Consider the following 19,446-nt stretch of genomic DNA (forward strand, 5'->3'; position numbering starts at 1 on the left):
GCCAACAGCATTAATATGAAACAAAAAAAATGGGGTAAACCCATCTTTTTTATGGTTATTACTTAGCCTTGTCCATAGCATGACCACCAAAGCCGTTCCGCAATGCAGAAACAACCTTACCGTCAAAGCTATCGTCTTCCATAGAACGGAAACGAGCACTCAATGCTTCGTAAATAACTGGAGCTGGAACTTGTTTGTCCATTGCATCCATCAGAGTCCAGTGAGCTTCACCAGAACTGTGCATACGACCAGCAATCTTGTCCAGGTGTGGATCCTTTTCAAAGGCTTCTTGAGCCAATTCCATCAGCCATGAACGAATAACTGAACCGTGGTTCCACATCTTGGCAACAGCAGCATTGTCGTAGTTAAAGTCAGAAGCTTCAAGGATTTCGAATCCTTCACCCATGGCTTCCATCATACCGTATTCAATGGCATTGTGAACCATCTTAAGGTAGTGACCAGAACCAGCCTTACCAGTGTAAAGGTAACCATCCTTTTCAGCAATTCCATCATAAAGTGGAGCAAGACGCTTATCGAAGACATCCTTATCGTCCCCACCGATCATGAAGTTACCGTTCTTAAGGGCACCCTTCCAACCACCGGAGGAACCGCAGTCGAAGTAGTGAATACCCTTTTCAGTGAACATACGGTTGTGACGCATGGAGTCCTTCCAGAAAGTATTACCACCGTCAATAACAACGTCATCAGCGTCAAGTAATTCGTTCAGCTTGTCCATAGTGTCATCAGTAGGCTTGCCAGCTGGAACCATAACCCAAACAGTACGTGGCTTGTCTAGCTTGGAGACCATTTCATCCAAGCTGAATGCCTTAGTAGCACCGTAAGAAGCGGCTTCTTCAACCAGATCCTTGCTTAAATCAAAGGCAACAACATCGTTACCATTGTTCATCATGTTTTGGGCAAGGTGAATACCCATCTTACCTAAACCAATCAATCCAATTTGCATTCTTAAATTCCCTCCTGTTTTACAGTCCAAGTAGAATTTCTACAAGGTTACAACGCTCTGCACGTTGTGAGCCGACAATTAAAATAATTGTCTAAATAGAATGTCCGTTAAAAGTGTCCCACGTTTTCAGAACAGTGTCAATTACTTTTCGGAATTATCGTTATCCTTTTCACTATTGTTGGAATCATTAGTAGCTGAATCACTATCTGAGGCTTCGTCATCAGCAGCTGTTTGATCAGCTGACTTAACAACCCGGGCAATTGCCACCATATCAAAGGTCAGGTAAATGCCTTCACAGTCAAGGGTAACCGTCTTGTCTTCCCGGTTAATTGAATCAATTTTACCATGCATCCGTCCAATGGTTACGACTTCATCACCCTTATGTAATTGGCTCATCATGTCTTGGTGTTGCTTTCGTTGCTTTTGTTGTGGGCGAATCATAAAGAAGTACATTAAAGCAATCATTAAAACGATCAAAATGATACTTGAATAGCTGCTGGCTGCGTTAGCCGCCCCAACATTCATAAAACTTAATCCATTCACTTGAATATCCATCCCTTCAAAAAAGTTCATGTTTAACTTTACCAAAATTTACCTTAAAAAGCTAGCCGAACACTAACCACTATAACGTTCAACCCACGTTGCCCCTTGGTCCGCGCTAACCGCTTGTTGTAAACGTACAATTTTGACATTCTGAAATGCCAAATTATGCTCAAGCAGGAGAATAGTTGCGAGGGGAGCTGACTGCCCTAAAAGATAATGAATGCTTTGCCGTGAATAGTGTCTACTACATACTGGGCACGGACAACTATTGCTAATTGGCCGTCGATCGTCTTTAAAATGAGTCTTAGATAACACTAGGCTGCGATCATCAGTCCAAGCGATTCCCTGGTTGGCAGCAACTAATGCCGCATCACTTTGGACAACGTCGATTCCGACACTAAGTGCTGCCATTACATTGGCTGCAGAATCGCCAACCCGTGCCAACCGTAATTTTGTCGGCTGCAACTGGGGAATAATTTGCTGAAGTATCCGGCGAAGTTCACCATCATTATCAATATCAGCTAGTTGCTGAATGCTGTAACCAATCACCCCTGCTGGCACCATTGTCAGACATTTGGCCCGTAATTCTTTGAGACCACCACCAACAATCGGTGCTAATAATGATGACTGTAGAGGGATTTCCTTTAGCCATTCGACTGTCTGATGAGTAGCAGCAACTAGGTCATCTACTGGTGCATAGTAGTTTTCGTCTCGGGATAGCTGCTCACCTAGAGTTGCCCCTAACTTAACCTGCAGCTGACGGGCACTCGCTGGTGTATAGTGAACCAACTGGTGATTATCTGGCCGATGAAAATTGACGCCGTCTTTTTTACGGCCACGTGGTTTAGCAAAACGGTATGCCGTCTCAGCCCCCGAAGTTGCAATTAGCGCTTGCTGTATAGCCATTATCTGCACGATATTGTGAATATCATTATTCATTGTCATCGCTAACCGCAAGGGGTCAAAAAATAACGTTTGGATACCGATCGATTCGAGCTGTCCAGTTGTCAAATACTTTAACGTTGCTAATGATGGGACGACCGCGGGTGTTTTCAACGTAACTCGATCAAGGTTCAGCTGTCCATTTCGTAAAGGTGCATCTGTAGAAATAATCTTAAAGCTGACCATTTTTACCGCTCCTCTGGATAAGGGATCCCTAAATGCTGGTAACCAGCTGCCGTTACTACTCGTCCCCGTGCTGTCCGGGTCAAATAGCCGATTTGCAACAAGTAAGGTTCGTACATTTCTTCAATCGTGCTTGTTTCCTCACCAATATTGGCCGCAATGGTCTTCAAGCCCACTGGACCCCCATGATAATAATTAATCATAGTGAGCAGAAGTTTTCGATCGACCTCATCTAAACCGCGGTCATCAACAGCTAGCAGTTTTAGTGACCGTTGCACCACTGGTAAGTCAATGGTTGACTGGCCTGCCACCTGGGCAAAATCGCGCACGCGTTTTAATAGCCGGTTAGCAATCCGGGGGGTTCCACGTGAACGCAAAGCTAATTCTTTTGCTCCTTCATCATCGATCTTAGTATTAAAGATTTGGGCTGACCGAAAGATAATTTGTGTTAACTCATCCTGATTGTAATAGTTCATATGTTCAATAATTCCAAAGCGATCTCGCAATGGTGCCGAAAGCATCCCTGCTCTGGTTGTCGCCCCAATTAGCGTAAACGGCGGCAACGGAAAATGGACGGGGTGTGAAGTTGGCCCTTCACCAACCACAATATCAATATAAAAGTCTTCCATGGCTGAATAGAGCATTTCCTCGACCACTTTCGGCAAGCGGTGAATTTCGTCAATAAAGAGGACGTCACCGGGCTTTAGCTCATTTAAAAGGGCCACTAAATCACCCGGCTTTTCAATTGCGGGGCCACTGGTTGTTTTAATATTGACACCCATTTCACGGGCAATCACCATTGCTAACGTCGTTTTACCGAGACCTGGTGGGCCATATAGCAAAACATGATCCAACGCTTCTTCCCGTTTTTTAGCAGCATCGATATAGACTTGCAATTCATGTTTAATTTTTTCCTGACCAATGTATTCACTTAACCACTGCGGTCGAAGAGTTAATTCTAAATTATCCTCTTCGGGGCCATTTGAATGGTTTGACAATACATTATGGTCATTTTGTTCAGGCATTCATCTTCCCCCTAATTTAGGACTCTTAATGCGTTCCGTAAGTATTCCTCAGTTGAGGTTGGTGTGACTTTTTCAAGTTTCTTTTGAACCTTCTTAACATCACGTTCTTTGTAGCCGAGGGCTTTTAATGCTTCTAAGGCGTCTGATAATTCATTATTTATCCCAGAATCGGCTGTTTGTTCAGTCGTTGCTAACAGATCACCAGTCCGACTTAACTTTGCCAACTTATCGCGTAAGTCTAAACAAATCTGTGAGGCGGTCTTCTTGCCAATGCCAGGGAACTTCGTCAGGTACGCAACATCATCATTAGCGATCGCGTCGATTAATCCCTGATGATCAGGATTAGCAAGAATTGCTAAGGCTGATTTGGGACCAATTCCTGAAACATTATTTAACTGCAAAAACAGGTTCTTCTCGTCAAGGTCATTGAAACCAAATAAGGAAATATCATCATCACGAACCGCCTGATAGACAAACATCTTCACCTTTTTCTCTGTGTCCACATGATAACGATATGGGTTCGCAACTTGTAAGCGATATCCCACTCCATTAACATCTAAAACAATGTAGCGTGGTTGGACTAATGTGATCAGTCCAATTAAATATTCATACATAACTATCTCACCTTATCGGTTTAAAATTCATGTTCATCAAAATCGCCAGCGTACGGTGTGTGCGAATCTTGAATCCGTTTAAACATTTTTTCGAGATCAGTATCATTGAAGTGCACAGTCACCGGACGACCATGGGGACAATTAAACGGGTTCTCACACTGTGGTAACCGATGGAGTAACGCTTTGGCTTCCCGATCATCCAGGTGGTGATTAGCCTTAATAGCGCGCTTACAGCTCATCATGATCGCTGTCTTCATTCGAAACTGCTGAACGGTTAAGTGACCATCATTGATCACCCAGGCAATCATTTCCTTAACGGTGTCTTCTTCCTGCCCCTCTTTAAACCACGTTGGGTGAGAACGAAGAATAAAGCTGTTTTGACCAAATGATTCTAAGTGAATACCCACACTATTTAAGATATCCAGGTGCTGAGTAATTTTCAATGCGTCAACCGTGGAATAATTTAAAATCAAGGGTACTAAGAAGGTCTGTTGGTCATCAGAAACTTGACCAATTTCTGCACGATATTTTTCAAAATTGATCCGTTCCTGTGCCGCGTGTTGGTCGATGATATAAAGGCCGTCGCCACCCTGAGCTAGTAAAAAGGTTCCTTGTAACTGGCCAATGTACTGTAATTCTGGAAAACGTTTCTTACCAACATTTAACTTATCATGGACATCTAAATCAACATTTTGAGCTTGCGATTGCGACGCCGGAGCCTGCTCATCTGGTTGTCCAAACGGATATGCCGGTGGTTGATTAGCATAACGATGGTCAAATTCCGTCATCGCCGGACTTGAGAGATCTGCCTGATTGTGAATAATAACCGGTTCCCCAAGTTGACTGTCTGTCATCTCAGCAGCCGCTACCCCAGATCTTGCTGGTTCTTGGTGGTGAGGTTGATCACTAATAACCGGTTCAGCATGATACGGATGACTTTGTTCTGCTAATCGCTGGTTTAACGCAGCCACTTGATCAAACGTTGGCCCAAATTGATCAGCATCCACGTCAGGAATCAAATTCTCTTGGCTAATCCGGCGATTGATAACATCTGCAATTAACTTCGCTAATTGGGGTTCCTTACTCAACCGGACTTCCCGTTTAGCCGGGTGAACATTAACATCCACCAGAACGGGATCCAATTGAATATTAAGAACAGCGATTGGATAACGGCCCACCATTAACTTCGAACGGTAACCATTAATGATTGCTTTAGTCAGTTCAAAATTACGAACATAACGATGATTGATCGTGATTGTAATGTACTGACGAGAAGACCGGGTTAATTCAGGAAGAGAAACCAACCCATCAACTTTAAAATCAGGATCCTCGCCAATAAAAGGCAACATTTTGCGTCCCACCTGGACACCGTAAATAGCTGCTACCACCTGCTGCAATTTACCATTGCCGGCAGTGCGAAATAACTCCTTACCATTATGGGTAAGGCTAAAGGCAACATGTGGATTGGCTAATGCCAGTCGATTGACAATATCTGTGATACGGGCCAATTCAGTATGCGGTGACTTCAAATACTTTAGTCGTGCGGGAGTATTAAAGAATAATTCTGTTACTTTAACATCGGTCCCTTGACGTGCTGATGCAGGTCGTTTGGCGAGTGTTTCACCCCCACGAAGGTGAATCATAACCCCTGCCGTCGTGCCTGCTTGGGCGGTAGTCATCTTGACATCTGCTACAGAAGCGATACTAGGTAAAGCTTCACCACGGAACCCCATTGTCCGAACACGAAACAGATCACGACGATTAGCAATCTTGCTAGTCGCGTGGCGTTTAAACGCAAGTTCAATCTCGTCAGCAGCGATTCCCTGACCATCATCTATGACCCGAATACTGTCTAGTCCAGCATTTTCGACAATGATGTCAATTCGTTGACTAGCGGCATCCAAAGAGTTTTCAACTAATTCTTTAACAATTGAAGCCGGCCGCTCAATCACTTCACCAGCGGCAATTTGGTCAGCGAGGACATTATCTAATTCACGAATCTTTGCCACAACTGTTCACCTTACTTTAATTTTTGCTGCCAGCGGTACAGTTGATTCATAACTTCCATTGGGGTCATCCCCATTAAGTTCAATTCCTTCAACTGTTTAATGATCTGTTGATCAGTACTACTCATCTTATGCCGCTTAGGCGTGGCAAATAGCTCCAACTGACCATTGGATTCGACAACAGGCTGTGTTGGTTGTTGGGGTTCAGAAACCGTTTGCTTAGCGAGTTCGTGTTCTTGAACCGGTTTACTTGACTGATCCCCTTCAACATTCGGCAGTTTAACTTGCTTACCTTCCAGTGACTTCAGAATATTGTCAGCCCGCTTGAGAAGCGGTTCAGGCATTCCCGCCAGTTTAGCTACATGAATCCCATAAGACTTATCAGCGGGTCCGGCACTGACTTTATGGAGGAAGACCAGCTCACCGTTCTTTTCTGTAGCTCCCACGTGAACATTTTTAAGGCGGGGCAGCGTCCCTTCAAGCGCCGTCAATTCATGATAGTGGGTCGAAAAAAGTGTTTTGGCTCGAACATGCTTGTGCACGTACTCAATAATGGCTTGTGCTAATGCCATCCCATCATATGTTGCCGTCCCCCGACCGATTTCATCAAAGAGAATTAAACTGCGGTCAGTCGCGTGCAGGAGAGCGTTGTTAGCTTCCATCATTTCCACCATAAAAGTACTTTCCCCGGAAATCAGGTCATCAGCGGCCCCAATTCGCGTAAAGATTTGGTCAAAGATTGGCAGCTCAGCGCTTTTAGCAGGCACAAAGCATCCCATCTGGGCCATAATTGCTGTTAATGCTAATTGACGCATGTAGGTACTCTTCCCAGACATGTTTGGCCCCGTGATTAACAAGATATCAGTGGATTTATCCATCATCACATCATTAGGAACATATTCCTGGTGCCCCATAAACTTTTCAACAACTGGATGCCGGCCATCCTTGATCTTCAGAACATGCCCATTATTCATCTTTGGACGAACAAAATGGTAATCTTCAGAAACAACAGCGAAACTTTGCAGGACGTCCAGTTCAGATAAGGCACTTGCTAATACCTGGAGGCGTTTAATCTCCTTTTTGACTTGTTCACGAACCTTCACGAACAGGTCATACTCCAGTGCCGTTGACTTTTCTTGGGCACCTAGAATCAACGCTTCTTTTTCCTTTAATTCTGGGGTGGAAAAACGTTCAGCATTGACTAACGTTTGTTTCCGTTCATACCGGTCACGAGGGATCTTATCAAGGTTGACCTTGGTAACTTCGATGTAGTAACCAAAGACGTGATTATAACCAATCTTCAAGTTATTAACCCCGGTAACTTGCCGTTCGTGTGCCTGAAGGTCGGCAATCCATTGTTTCCCGTTATTCATTGCATCGCGGTACTGGTCAAGCTGTTCATTATAGTGATCCTTAATTACCCCGCCCTCGGTAACCGAGATTGGTGGATCGTCAACAATGGCTTGTTCAATAAGACCAGCAATATCATCTAACGGATCTAGCCGTTTCTCGAGATCCGCAAAGACAGGCGAATCAAGGGTGTCTAACACGTAACGAATTTTAGGAACCTGCTGGAGTGATGTTTTTAACTGAATTAGGTCACGTCCATTAACGCTTCCATAAGCAACTCGGCCAGCCAAACGTTCCAGGTCATAAACCTTGATTAATTCTTGCTGAAGAGTATTTCTTTCGAAATAATGGTCTAATAATTCCTGAACTTTATCCTGACGAGCGGTAATTTGATTAGCATCGATCAGCGGCCGATCCAACCACCGCTTCAACAATCGACTACCCATTGCCGTCTTGGTCTCATCAAGCAGCCATGCCAAAGTTCCCTGACGTTTACCACTCCGCATATTAGTGGTCAATTCTAGGTTAGTCTTAGAATAATGATCAATCTTCATAAAAGAGCTTGGTTGGTAGGCAACGGCTTTTTGTAAGTGTGCTAATGAACGCTTTTGGGTAGTTAAAAGATATGATACCAGAAGCGCAACAACAGCTTTTTCCCCATCATTATCTAGATCTTGACTGAGGTATGAAATTTCTGAGTTCTTCAAAATGGTGGGTTGATGCGATTGCAGAATATTACGCTTCGTTAACTGGTTCTTAATATCATCGGAAACCGAATCGTCAACCACAATTTCCTTAGTTTGAAGGTTAATTAATTCATTTAGAACGGCATCATTTGTCGTCAAACTTGTCGTCTTAAGCTCTCCAGTCGAAAGGTCTGTGTACGCTAAGTTATACTGGTTATCGCGTTGTTGCAAAGCGGCCAGATAGTTATTTGAGCGTGCCTGTTCACCATTTAAATCCATCTGCGTTCCGGGGGTGATTAACCTCGTTACTGCACGCTTAACCATTCCCTTTGCCTTTTTGGGATCTTCCATCTGTTCACAGATAGCGACTTTATAACCTTTATCGATTAGAACGTCCACATAATTATCAACTGCCCGGTGAGGCACGCCACACATTGGGATTGGGTTCTTCGCACTATGATTACGCGTTGTGAGTGTTAGTTCGAGTAGCTGAGCTCCCTTGACTGCATCATCATTAAAAAGCTCATAGAAGTCTCCTAAACGATAAAACAAGAAAGCATCTGGATACTGATCCTTAACTTTTTGGTACTGTTCCATCATTGGCGTTAATTTTTTTGCCACTTAGTTCACCCCATTCATTTATCCTATTAATTATAAACGGTCTTCACCATAAATGGTGGTTTCCACAAAAAGAATTTTTCTCACAATAATATCATTGGATTAGAAAGACTCCTAGCATTCATTAAATTTGAACGCTAGGAGTCCTTTTAAAGTGAAGAGCACTTATATTGTAAAAAGTGGTTCACTGGTGATTATGTCTTTACTTAGCATAATCAACTGCACGTACTTCGCGGATAACCGTTACCTTAATATGTCCAGGATACTCAAGTTCCTTTTCAATCTCATTCTTGATGTCATGAGAAAGAACAGTAGCTTGCAAGTCCGAGATCTTCTTTGGCTTAACAATTACCCGTAATTCACGACCAGCTTGAATGGCATAGCTATGGTCGACACCATTATGGTCATTAGCAATACTTTCTAATTTCTTGAGACGTTGAATATATTGTTCAAGTGATTCACTCCGCGCGCCAGGACGGGCCCCGGAAATAGCATCCGCTGCTTGCACTAATGCTGCAATCACTGATTCAGCTGGAACATCACCGTGGTGAGAAGCAATCGTGTTGATAACCACTTTGTTTTCCTTATACTTACGGGTCAACTCAACACCGAGTTCAACGTGTGAACCATCAACTTCATGATCAATGGCTTTGCCAATATCATGAAGGAGACCCGCCCGCTTAGCCAGGGTGACGTCTTCACCAAGTTCAGCAGCCATAATACCAGCTAATTTAGCAACTTCAATCGAGTGGTCAAGGACATTTTGTCCATAACTAGTCCGATATTTCATCCGGCCAACTGTCTTAATTAAATCAGGGTGCATAGAATGAATGCCCAAATCAAACAGCGCCTGTTCACCCGTTTCGCGCAACTGGGTATCCATTTGCGCACGAGCCTTTTCAACAGCATCCTCAATACGCGCTGGATGAATCCGCCCATCCTGAATCAGGTGTTCCAGGGCAATCTTAGCAATCTCCCGCCGAACAGGGTCAAAGCCACTTAGGACAACTGCCTCAGGAGTATCATCAATAATCAAATCGATCCCCGTCAAGGTTTCCAGTGTTCGAATATTACGACCTTCACGACCGATAATCCGGCCCTTCATGTCATCATTAGGCAGATTGACCACCGTGACCGTCGCCTCTGATACGACGTCAGCAGCACTTCGTTGAATAGCTTCGACAATTAACTTCTTTGCTTGCCGGTCAGCCGTTAATTCAGCATTTTGTTCGCTATCACGAATCATCACTGCTCGTTCCGTCTTCAACTCGTCTTTAACCCGATTCAAGACCTCATTTTTGGCATCCTCATGGGATAATTGAGCAACCTTTTCCAGTTCTGCTTGTCGTTTAGCGACTAGCTCTTCTGCATCTGCCTGCCGTTCCTGTAATTTCTTTTTCTGAACGTCTAAGGAATGTTCGCGTTTGCTGGCTGCCGTTTCTCGTTTTTCTAAGGCATCATCTTTATGATCCAGTGATGTTTCCCGCTGAAGAAGGCGATCTTCTTGCTTTTGAATCTCATTTCGCCGTTGTTTCAACTCATCCTCGACACTTTCACGATAACGATGACTTTCGTCCTTAGCTTCTAAGATGGCTTCTTTTTTAGCAGTTGCTGCTTCTTGCTTTGCCGAATGAATAATTTCTTCCGCACTTTGGTGGGCTTCAGCAATTTTCTTTTCATAAGAAAGCTTTCGAATTGCGTAACCGATAACAATACCGACAACAATAGCAAGCGCAGCTAAAATTAAGCTAAAAGCATCCATCATTTCACCTCCGCTTTCACTATTTAGTTGTTGGTTAAATTAATATTGTTTAATCTGATGTCCAGTTTATTAATTAAACCGCACATATTAAATTTTAAGCTTGGACATTTTTAGTGTCAACCATCTGACTACCCGAATCGATATATTAGCATCATAAATCAAAGTTAGGGACTAGCTAACCAGTATGGCCTGCTAGTCCCTAACCTTTTTAAGCTGACACACCTCAGTCGATTAAATTACTTTTTGGAAGCCTCTTCTAACGTTTCCTGCTTGGTAGTACCCTTCTTCTTAGGGTCATCTTCACTATTCTTCAACGGTTCCATTCCGTAAGCGACCCGAACCTTATTCATTAGTTCAGCCATCGCATCTGGATGGTCAGCTAACCATTGTTTAGCATTTTCGCGGCCTTGACCAATCCGTTCATCGCCGTAAGAATACCAGGCACCACTCTTATTAACTAAGTCCTTTTCAACTGCCATATCAAGCAGTTCGCCAGTCTTAGAAATTCCTTCACCGTACATAATATCGACTTCCGCACGTTTGAATGGCGGTGCAACTTTGTTTTTAACAATCTTAATTTTAGTCCGGTTACCAACAACATTTGTACCGTTCTTAATCTGTTCAGCACGCCGAATTTCCATTCGAATGGTTGAATAGAACTTTAGTGCTCGGCCACCAGTGGTTGTTTCTGGATTACCAAACATCACGCCGACCTTTTCACGAATCTGATTAATAAAGATGGCAATGGTTTTTGTCTTATTAATTTCACCCGATAACTTCCGTAAAGCTTGTGACATTAAACGTGCTTGCAAGCCGACATGGGCGTCACCCATTTCACCTTCAATTTCAGCACGAGGAACTAGCGCAGCAACAGAGTCAACAACAACCAGGTCAACCGCTCCACTAGAAATTAACGCATCGGCAATTTCAAGACCTTCTTCACCCGTGTCGGGTTGTGACAATAGCAAGTCATCAACATTAACACCCAACGCTTCAGCATATTGAGGATCAAGAGCATTTTCGGCATCGATGTAGGCAGCAGTCCCACCCTGGCGTTGCACTTCTGCAACTGCTTGCAAAGCCACTGTCGTTTTCCCAGAACTTTCTGGTCCATAAATTTCGACGATCCGGCCACGAGGATAACCTCCGACACCCAATGCCTTGTCAATTGCTAACGAGCCACTGGATATGGTGGCAATTTTCATATCTGCCGCATCACCCATCCGCATGATTGATCCCTTACCAAAGTTCTTTTCAATCTTACGAATAGCAACATCAAGGGCAGCCTTTCGTTGATCAGCCAAATTAATTCCTCCTTTGACACGATTTACACAAACATAATAATAACAGTTTCCGGCAAAAAAACAAGAATTTTAGCGAACAATGGTTCGATTATTTTTGCAAGGCCGTATAGACCATTTGTAAACCATATTGAACAGCTAATTGGCGAATTTGTTGGCGCGAGTAATTGCTTGGCAACCGTAATTGCTTCGTTTGCGTTGGGTGCCCCGCTCGTGACATTCCCAGCCAAACAGTGCCAGCTGGATGGCCTTCTAATGCGTCAGGTCCGGCAACGCCTGTAAAGCCCAAGCCGACCTCAACATTCATTTTGCGACGGCATCCTTCCGCCATTGCTGCAGCGGTTTGGGCACTAACCACGCCGTTTTGATCCACAACGTCAACTGGAACACCAATCAACTTTTCCTTTGCACTAGCTGCGTAGGTAACAAAGCCCCCGTCAAAAACATTAGAAGCACCAGGAACGGAGCAAATCGTACTCTGGAACATTCCACCCGTTAAACTCTCCGCGGCCGTGATTTTATTGCCTCGTTGTTTTAGCAACTTAACAACAGTCGTTGCTAAGTCGAAGTGATCACCGGAACCAAGGTAATAAGGTTGTTCTTTAGCAATAATTTGCGCACACAGTTTATCCATCATCTGCGGATTAGCATGCTCGTCTTTGCTTACTACCCGAATTGTAATATCAGTTGGCTTAACATATGAGGTAACTGAAAACTGTGGAAAGTCATGACAAACAGGGGCCAGATCAGTCATTAATAGTGATTCAGGACGGCCTAAGAAGTGCAAACTTTGCGCTAATAGTGATTGTTGAAGGTGGAAGTAATCCTTTAAGCGGGGACTTACTTCTAAGTCAATCATCGCCTGTAGCTCAACCGGTGGCCCGGGTAAAACGATGACGACCGAGTGCTGATTGTCCAGCCAACTTCCCAAAGCTAAACCATTTGTGTTGGGAACTGGTTGACCAAGGTACTGTGCCTGACGTTTATTTTCTGGTCGTAATTGAATTTGGCGTTGTTGAAAAATTGTCTGAATATGTTTCCACTGCTCCATACTTGTTTGAAGCCGACTATTGGTTCCAGCGGCCACAGCTGTCAACGTAACATCGTCAGCGGTCGGTCCCAAACCGCCAGTAACTAATACCAGGTCATTGTTTTTTATCTCCGCTTTAACTAACTCACTAATAGCTGTTAAGTCATCACCAACTGTGATTACTTTCTGAATATTTAACCCAATCTTCCGTAGTTGCTGACAAATATAAGATGCATTACTGTTTGTAATTTCACCTCGTAACAATTCATCACCAACAGAAATAATTACACTCCTCATTTTTTTGCCTCCACATATTAGTTACGTAAATTATACCGAATTTCATTTTTTTAGTACAAAATCCTGTTTAGCAACGTAAACAACTCGTCCATAAATGACCGAGCTAGTGATAACAAAAAGGAGGCGGGTCATCCCCTCCTCCTTCTAGGATTGCGTATTGATACAACTAACTTTGACTAACTATTAGCGGGTCAGTCTTCCCGTTATTTGTATTTGTACCATTTTCGTTCTATAAAACTAGTTTTCAGCAGCTTCCTTAGCAACCCGGTTTTCATTGATTAAGATGTAAATCAACAGAACCAATGCTAAAGCAGAAGCAGTGTAAAGGACACTGTTACTTGCCACCCAACCGAACTTAGAAACTAAGATCCCGATTAAGGCAGTAGCCAAGGTTTCACCAAAAATGTATTGGAAGAAGCCCATGAATCCGGTTGATGAACCAACGGCGAATTTAGGAACCGCTTCGTTAACCATCAAACCGACCAAAGTCAGTGGAGCATAAATCAAAGTACCCATGATGAAGAGTACAGTAACGATAAATGCGTGGTTACTACTGAAGAAGTAAACCGTTAAGCATAAGATTAACAGGACAACACAAGCGATACATACAAGTGCCCGACGACCCTTCAATGCATCAGAAATTGCCCCCATGATGATAACACCAGGAACAGATGCCAATTCAAAAATCCCAACAAGCCACTTAGCAAAAGCAGGACTGAAGCCCTTAGACTGGACTAGGTATGAAGGAATCCAACTCATGATCCCGTAACGAACCAAGTACAGTGACATTGAAGTCAAAGTAATGGCCCAAACAACCTTGTTAGTCAAGATATACTTAACAAAGATTTGTGGCAAGGTTAACTTAGTCAATTCTAAAGAGGTCTTCTTACCATCTTCAGTGATAACTTCATCACCAGTATATTCGGAAATACTTGGCAAACCAACAGTTGTTGGACGGTCAGAACCAGCCAGTAAAACAAAGGCAGCGATGATCAAAGAAACAACTGATGCTGTGTAGAACACAGCAGGGATAGAACCAGCAAACATGAAGGTTGCTAATTGAACAACCGCAACACAGACAAAGGCACCGGCATTGTGGGCAGATGACCAAATGGAGTAAATTGCTCCACGGTGCTTCTTACACCACCACAGTTGGACGATCCGCTGACATGCCGCAGCACCCATCCCTTGGGCAACTGACATAACCAGCATTAAAATCATCATAACGTACAGGTTCTTGGTTGCACCTAAGCCAAAGTTCAGCAGTGCAGAAAGGATTAACCCGGTTGCCAAATAACGGTTAGGATTACTCTTATCACTCAATGCACCCATGAACAGTTTAGAAATCCCATAACCAATCCCGAAACAGGATAAAACCATTCCGACTTCAGCAGTTGTGAAGCCGTATTGTTTCATGATGTCGTTTTGTTCGGTTGTGAAAATTAAACGAATAACATAATAGCCAATATAGCCGATACAAATCGACAACAGCACACCAGTCTGACGCCACTTATAAACGGAAGAAATCCGTTCTTTTGGTACTTTAACCTTGGCATCAGGAGCTGGTTTCAAGAATGAAAGCATAAATACATCTCCTTAAAAATATGCAATCCCTTTCATAAAGGTACAGCCCAATTATACATGATTCATTAATGAATAACAATTACTGGTCCATAATTGCAAACGAAAAGCAGGTAAACCACGTTTTTTACCACGTTTTACCTGCTTATTTTGATATTTATTTAAATCCGTCTGAGAAGACTCCCCGTCCTTGAATGAAATAATCCACTCCAGAGTAAACGGTAAAGAAAAGACAGATATATAACATAATCTGACCAAACGGAATGTGCCAAATTGCAAAGATAACGTTATTCATTAGTAAGAAGATGATGGCAATAAACTGCGTAGTAGTTTTAATCTTACCAGGCATTTTGGCAGCTAAAACAATGCCATCTTGTTCCACCAACAGGAGCCGCAAACCAGTAACGGATAATTCCCGCCAGATAATAATTGCGGTTACCCATGCGGGAACGACTTGGCTACCTGTCAAAACGATAAAAGCAGTCATTACTAGTAACTTATCTGCCAATGGATCCGTAAACTTACCAAAGTTAGTAACGAGGTGGTTCTTACGGGCAATCCGACCGTCCAAATTATCAGTAATGGTGGCCGCGATAAACAAGATTGCCGCGATCAATTGAGCTAATGGAATCGTTGCACCCCAGAAAGTCACACTACCCCATGATTGAAGTGGGAGCACCATTAACAATAAGAAAAATGGAATAATGATTAACCGCACAACGGTTAATTTATTTGGTAAATTCACTGCTGATTCCTCCGTTATTGACGATTATTAGTTGTGGCTGCTTGTTGGTTACCACCATTTGTTTGCGTGTTCGTTGTTCCGGTAGTTGGCCGGTTAGTGGCTGTGGTGTTCTGATTTGGTGCTGTAGTTGTCCGACTAGTAGCGGTCGTCGTGTTGTTTTGGCGAGTGGTCTGACCATTGCGGTTTGCGGCTGCACTAGTTGCACTGCTGGATGAAGAACGGTTATTGCCAAAGTGGATGGTAATTGTCCGAGTATTATTGTACCGACCGGAGTCCGTAAAGTTGATCGTCTTACCATTCAGCTTCAGTGTCGTCCCTGATGCATTACCGACCGTAATGACAACCGTATTGGCATTCCGTCGAATCGTAACGTTGGCCTTACTATTAGCATCCATCGTCCGACTGAATGCACTTGTTCCATCAGTTGTTACACTATTCCAAGCCCGTTGCTTGGCAGTAATTTGCAGTCGAGCATCTTTCTTCAGTGAGGAGGCGTTGTACACAACACTGTTGTTATTCCGTGAAGATTCAGTTAATTTAACACTTTGTGCGGTTGACTTAGTCTTCTTGTGATGAACAGCTTTCTTATGTGAACTTGCCTTCTTCCGGCTTTCACCCGAAACTGAAACAGAGCTATTATCGATCTTCGTTGATGAATCCTGGTGGCCACGAACAATAGCAGTTACCCAGATAGCGGCCAATACAATAATAATGACACAAGCAATAATGATTGTTGGCAAATGCTTACGCAGCTTGCTGACGCTGCCACTAACAGTCTTTCGTTGACTGGCCCGCGTTTCAACCGCTTGACTAATGTGATCAGAGTATTCTTCTGTCTTAGTCTTTGGTAATTGCTCATCAAATTCCTTTAACAGGTCATTACCGTCAAGACCCACTGTATCAGCATATTGCTTTACAAATGCCCGCACATAGAAGTCACCGGGTAATTCATCAAATTTTTCATCTTCAATGGCAATCAAATACCGTTTTTGAATCTTAGTGAGTTGCTGAAGATCATCTAACGTGTAGCCCTTGCTTTGCCGAGCTGCTTGTAGTTTTTGTCCAATCTTAACTTGAGATTCCTGTTCTTTCTCACTCATTATCTTATCTCCATCTCTGAATCAAATTTTCTGTCACCGTTAATTATATCATGATGACGTAGTTTCAATTATTAAGAAAAGGTTTGAATCTACCGATGCTCGGGAACGATCTGGAATACTGAAATTCCCTCAGATTTAATAAATTGATGGGCCACTTGATACAGGTCCTCAATACTAATTGTCCGGAGCTCAGTGATTTCATCCATCAAAGTGGCATTATCGAATAATTGACCACCAAAATGGTTAGCTTGCGCCTCTGGTGAATCTAACAGGCCAATTAAGCGGCCAATTTCAGCATTCTTAATGCCCACAAACCTAGTCCGCACAGCCTCAATCTGTTGGTCCGCACTTTCCAAAATAGCAATTACTTCATCCGCAAACCGTTCCATCTGCTCTGTATCAGAACTGAAGTAAGCGAAGTAAAAGTCACGCTGCATTTCTAGGTTGTAGGAAAAGGAGTCATCCAATACTTCAGTGTTGTAAAGCCGCAAATAATTATCGGAAGTATCGTCAAACAATACATCTAATAATAAATCAATAGCCAATTTATAGTGCAGTAATTCCCTTCCTGTGTAAGAAACCGGTAATCCACGAATACCTACCATTACTTTGGGACGAGCAACGTCCATTGTCAACGAACGAAATGGAATAACATCGTGACCGGATGGGTCATACAAGTCATTTTTTCGTTCAGGTTTTTGTGCTGAGTCAAATTGCCGACGTTGCTGATTGATGGTCACCCAGTTAAGGGTTTCTTGAGGGTCCATCTTGCCAGTAATCACAAGATTCATATTACTTGGCTGATAAAAGGTCCGGTACGTCTTCATCAAGATATCAGCCGTGATCTGGCTAATTGAGTCAACAGTCCCAGCAATATCAATGTGCATCGGATCATGTGGGTACAAATTACCTAGCATTCCCAAATAAAGGCGCCAACCAGCATCGTCATCGTACATTTGAATTTCCTGACCAATGATGCCCTGTTCCTTTGCAACGGTTTGGGCCGTAAAATAGGGATCCTGAACGAAATCAAGTAAAACATCTAAATTTTCGTGCAGGTGGCTCGTCGTGGAAAATAGGTATGATGTCTGCGTAAAACTAGTAAAAGCATTCGAATCAGCTCCCAATTGACCAAACAAGTCAAATGCATCATGATCTTCCTTTTCAAACATTTTATGTTCAAGAAAGTGGGCCACCCCATCAGGAACACGAATATAGTCTTTTCCACCGTAAGGGATAAATTGATTATCAATGGAGCCAAAGTTAGTGGTGAACATCGCGTAGGTCTTATGAAAGTTTCGCATTGGAATCATGTGAACTGCTAAGCCATTTGCTAATTGCGCTTGATAAACTGGTTGTTCAAATTCTGAATAAACTTTTTTATCCATAGCTACCTCTTTTCACCACTTAATAGATAGGTTGTTTGCAATTTAGCCATTGAAGCTACCTTGACAATTTGTTCATTAGAAACGGCATTTATTTGATCAGCAAAGTTTTTGACTGGTTGTAATCCCAGGAGCTGTTCAACAAGTCGATGCTCCAAGACATTCGTCGCTAAATCCTTACCAGCTTGTTGCTGATTGATAATCGCATCCTTAATTTCTTGAACCGTTGCCTGATCAAATTCTCCATGTTGGATAGCTGTCAATTGTTGGTTAATCATATCAACTACTTGATCATGGTCGGCTGCTTTGATCCCCGTCTGGACTGTCATTAGTCCACTAAAAGGTGATAGACGTGAAGATGCATAATAAGCTAAACTGGCTTTCTCACGAACGTTGGTAAAGAGCTTGGAGTAAGGACTCCCACCGAATAAACCATTAAAAACCACCGCTGGAAAATACGTCGGTTGTCGATAATAAACGGGCAATTGGTAACCGAGATTCAGCTTAGCTTGGGTAATCCGTTGCCGTTCATAAACCTGCAAAATGTCATCGTGCAGCGGCTGATTATAAAAAACCGCTGACTGTTTGGTTTGTAGACGAGCCGTAAATGGCAGTGTCCCAATTTGGTCACGAACTGCTTCTGGTTGAACGTCCCCCATCACAAATATGTCAACCCGGTCATCATTAATCATCTGTTGGTAGGTATTAACTAAACTCGCAGGAGTTAGTCTAGGCAAGTCAGCTAATTGCCCAAAACTGGGCGTCCTCATTACTGAATTACTCTGATAGTACAATGCACATAGTTTTTGGTGAGCATAAAATTGCTTGTCATCATAGAGTGATTTAATGGTGCTGGCAAGGTTATTCACTTGTAAACGGAAAGTAGGACTATCAAATTCACCCTGCTCAACAAGGGGGTGGAATAGCATTTGATTAATTAAATCAATTACCTGAGAAAATAGGGGCTGGTCTGAATAACGGTCATTAACAAAACTTGCTTTTAACCGGACCGTATGCAGACGCCCAACTCTCCCGACCATCATCGTGACATAGGCGCCATACAACTTAGCTAACTGACGAGCAAGTGCCGTTTGCGTTGGGTAAAGGTGGGTACTAGTTTCTAACAAATTAGCTAATAAGTTTCGGGAGGTTGCATTGGTATTCGTTTGTGGAGTAGCAAAGTTAATTAAGACATGGGTTAGCTTGAATTGCTTAGTCGGAATAATATGTAAATTTACTCCGGGCTGTAAACAAAAGTCCACGATTATTTATCTCCTTCGCGATTGACAATTACATTGTCTTCTTCTTTTTCAC

General features: G+C 43.0%; 15 protein-coding genes. All 15 read right to left on the reverse strand.

Annotated elements, in window-relative coordinates:
• Nucleotides 1-58: 58 nt before the first annotated feature.
• The 15 genes from gnd to yfmF all read right to left on the reverse strand — a co-directional run bounded on the left by gnd (nt 59) and on the right by yfmF (nt 19,394).
• Nucleotides 59-964, reverse strand: coding sequence for a phosphogluconate dehydrogenase (NAD(+)-dependent, decarboxylating) (gene gnd / locus FD27_RS00610; RefSeq protein ID WP_057747939.1), 906 nt, complete (start codon nt 962-964; stop codon nt 59-61).
• Between the two features lie 141 nt (nt 965-1,105).
• Entirely contained in the window at nt 1,106-1,507 is a 402-nt protein-coding gene (gene yajC, locus FD27_RS00615) for a preprotein translocase subunit YajC (protein ID WP_057748233.1), read from the reverse strand.
• A gap of 72 nt (nt 1,508-1,579) precedes the next feature.
• A complete protein-coding gene (locus FD27_RS00620) occupies nt 1,580-2,635 on the reverse strand; it encodes a tRNA-guanine transglycosylase (protein ID WP_057747942.1) in 1,056 nt (351 codons plus the stop codon).
• 2 nt (nt 2,636-2,637) lie between these two features.
• Nucleotides 2,638-3,657, reverse strand: coding sequence for a Holliday junction branch migration DNA helicase RuvB (ruvB, locus tag FD27_RS00625; RefSeq protein ID WP_057747945.1), 1,020 nt, complete (start codon nt 3,655-3,657; stop codon nt 2,638-2,640).
• An 11-nt stretch (nt 3,658-3,668) separates the two neighbouring features.
• The gene (gene ruvA / locus FD27_RS00630) at nt 3,669-4,271 is read right to left on the reverse strand and encodes a Holliday junction branch migration protein RuvA (protein WP_057747948.1); all 603 of its coding nucleotides are present in this window, start codon (nt 4,269-4,271) and stop codon (nt 3,669-3,671) included.
• A 20-nt stretch (nt 4,272-4,291) separates the two neighbouring features.
• On the reverse strand, nt 4,292-6,280 hold the full coding sequence (gene mutL / locus FD27_RS00635) for a DNA mismatch repair endonuclease MutL (RefSeq protein WP_057747951.1): 1,989 nt from the start codon (nt 6,278-6,280) through the stop codon (nt 4,292-4,294).
• An 11-nt stretch (nt 6,281-6,291) separates the two neighbouring features.
• A complete protein-coding gene (mutS, locus tag FD27_RS00640; protein WP_057747954.1) occupies nt 6,292-8,934 on the reverse strand; it encodes a DNA mismatch repair protein MutS in 2,643 nt (880 codons plus the stop codon).
• A gap of 199 nt (nt 8,935-9,133) precedes the next feature.
• On the reverse strand, nt 9,134-10,693 hold the full coding sequence (gene rny, locus FD27_RS00645; protein ID WP_057747957.1) for a ribonuclease Y: 1,560 nt from the start codon (nt 10,691-10,693) through the stop codon (nt 9,134-9,136).
• A gap of 236 nt (nt 10,694-10,929) precedes the next feature.
• Complete coding sequence (recA, locus tag FD27_RS00650) at nt 10,930-11,997, reverse strand: recombinase RecA (protein ID WP_057747960.1); 1,068 nt, start codon at nt 11,995-11,997, stop codon at nt 10,930-10,932.
• An 88-nt stretch (nt 11,998-12,085) separates the two neighbouring features.
• Nucleotides 12,086-13,321, reverse strand: coding sequence for a competence/damage-inducible protein A (locus tag FD27_RS00655; protein WP_057747962.1), 1,236 nt, complete (start codon nt 13,319-13,321; stop codon nt 12,086-12,088).
• Nucleotides 13,322-13,558: 237 nt separating this feature from the next.
• Nucleotides 13,559-14,905 (reverse strand): MFS transporter, encoded by a 1,347-nt coding sequence (locus tag FD27_RS00660; protein ID WP_057747967.1) that lies wholly within the window; start codon nt 14,903-14,905, stop codon nt 13,559-13,561.
• A 154-nt stretch (nt 14,906-15,059) separates the two neighbouring features.
• On the reverse strand, nt 15,060-15,647 hold the full coding sequence (gene pgsA / locus FD27_RS00665; protein WP_057747970.1) for a CDP-diacylglycerol--glycerol-3-phosphate 3-phosphatidyltransferase: 588 nt from the start codon (nt 15,645-15,647) through the stop codon (nt 15,060-15,062).
• Between the two features lie 14 nt (nt 15,648-15,661).
• Nucleotides 15,662-16,747, reverse strand: coding sequence for a helix-turn-helix domain-containing protein (locus FD27_RS00670; RefSeq protein ID WP_057747973.1), 1,086 nt, complete (start codon nt 16,745-16,747; stop codon nt 15,662-15,664).
• Nucleotides 16,748-16,836: 89 nt separating this feature from the next.
• Nucleotides 16,837-18,135 carry an EF-P 5-aminopentanol modification-associated protein YfmH gene (yfmH, locus tag FD27_RS00675; protein ID WP_057747976.1) on the reverse strand — a complete coding sequence of 433 codons (1,299 nt, stop codon included), beginning with the start codon at nt 18,133-18,135 and terminating at the stop codon, nt 16,837-16,839.
• 2 nt (nt 18,136-18,137) lie between these two features.
• On the reverse strand, nt 18,138-19,394 hold the full coding sequence (gene yfmF, locus FD27_RS00680; RefSeq protein WP_057747979.1) for an EF-P 5-aminopentanol modification-associated protein YfmF: 1,257 nt from the start codon (nt 19,392-19,394) through the stop codon (nt 18,138-18,140).
• Between the last annotated feature and the right edge of the window lie 52 nt (nt 19,395-19,446).

It is taken from the genome of Limosilactobacillus frumenti DSM 13145 (genome assembly GCF_001436045.1).
In the GTDB taxonomy this organism is placed as follows: Bacteria; Bacillota; Bacilli; order Lactobacillales; family Lactobacillaceae; genus Limosilactobacillus; species Limosilactobacillus frumenti.

Excerpts from the sequence above, each read along its gene's own strand:
- ruvA (WP_057747948.1), bottom strand. The coding sequence starts at position 4,271 with ATGTATGAATATTTAATTGGACTGATCACATTAGTCCAACCACGCTAC.
- ruvB (WP_057747945.1), bottom strand. The coding sequence starts at position 3,657 with ATGCCTGAACAAAATGACCATAATGTATTGTCAAACCATTCAAATGGC.
- yfmH (WP_057747976.1), bottom strand. The coding sequence starts at position 18,135 with ATGGATAAAAAAGTTTATTCAGAATTTGAACAACCAGTTTATCAAGCG.
- FD27_RS00660 (WP_057747967.1), bottom strand. The coding sequence starts at position 14,905 with ATGCTTTCATTCTTGAAACCAGCTCCTGATGCCAAGGTTAAAGTACCA.
- rny (WP_057747957.1), bottom strand. The coding sequence starts at position 10,693 with ATGGATGCTTTTAGCTTAATTTTAGCTGCGCTTGCTATTGTTGTCGGT.
- FD27_RS00670 (WP_057747973.1), bottom strand. The coding sequence starts at position 16,747 with ATGAGTGAGAAAGAACAGGAATCTCAAGTTAAGATTGGACAAAAACTA.
- gnd (WP_057747939.1), bottom strand. The coding sequence starts at position 964 with ATGCAAATTGGATTGATTGGTTTAGGTAAGATGGGTATTCACCTTGCC.
- FD27_RS00655 (WP_057747962.1), bottom strand. The coding sequence starts at position 13,321 with ATGAGGAGTGTAATTATTTCTGTTGGTGATGAATTGTTACGAGGTGAA.
- FD27_RS00620 (WP_057747942.1), bottom strand. The coding sequence starts at position 2,635 with ATGGTCAGCTTTAAGATTATTTCTACAGATGCACCTTTACGAAATGGA.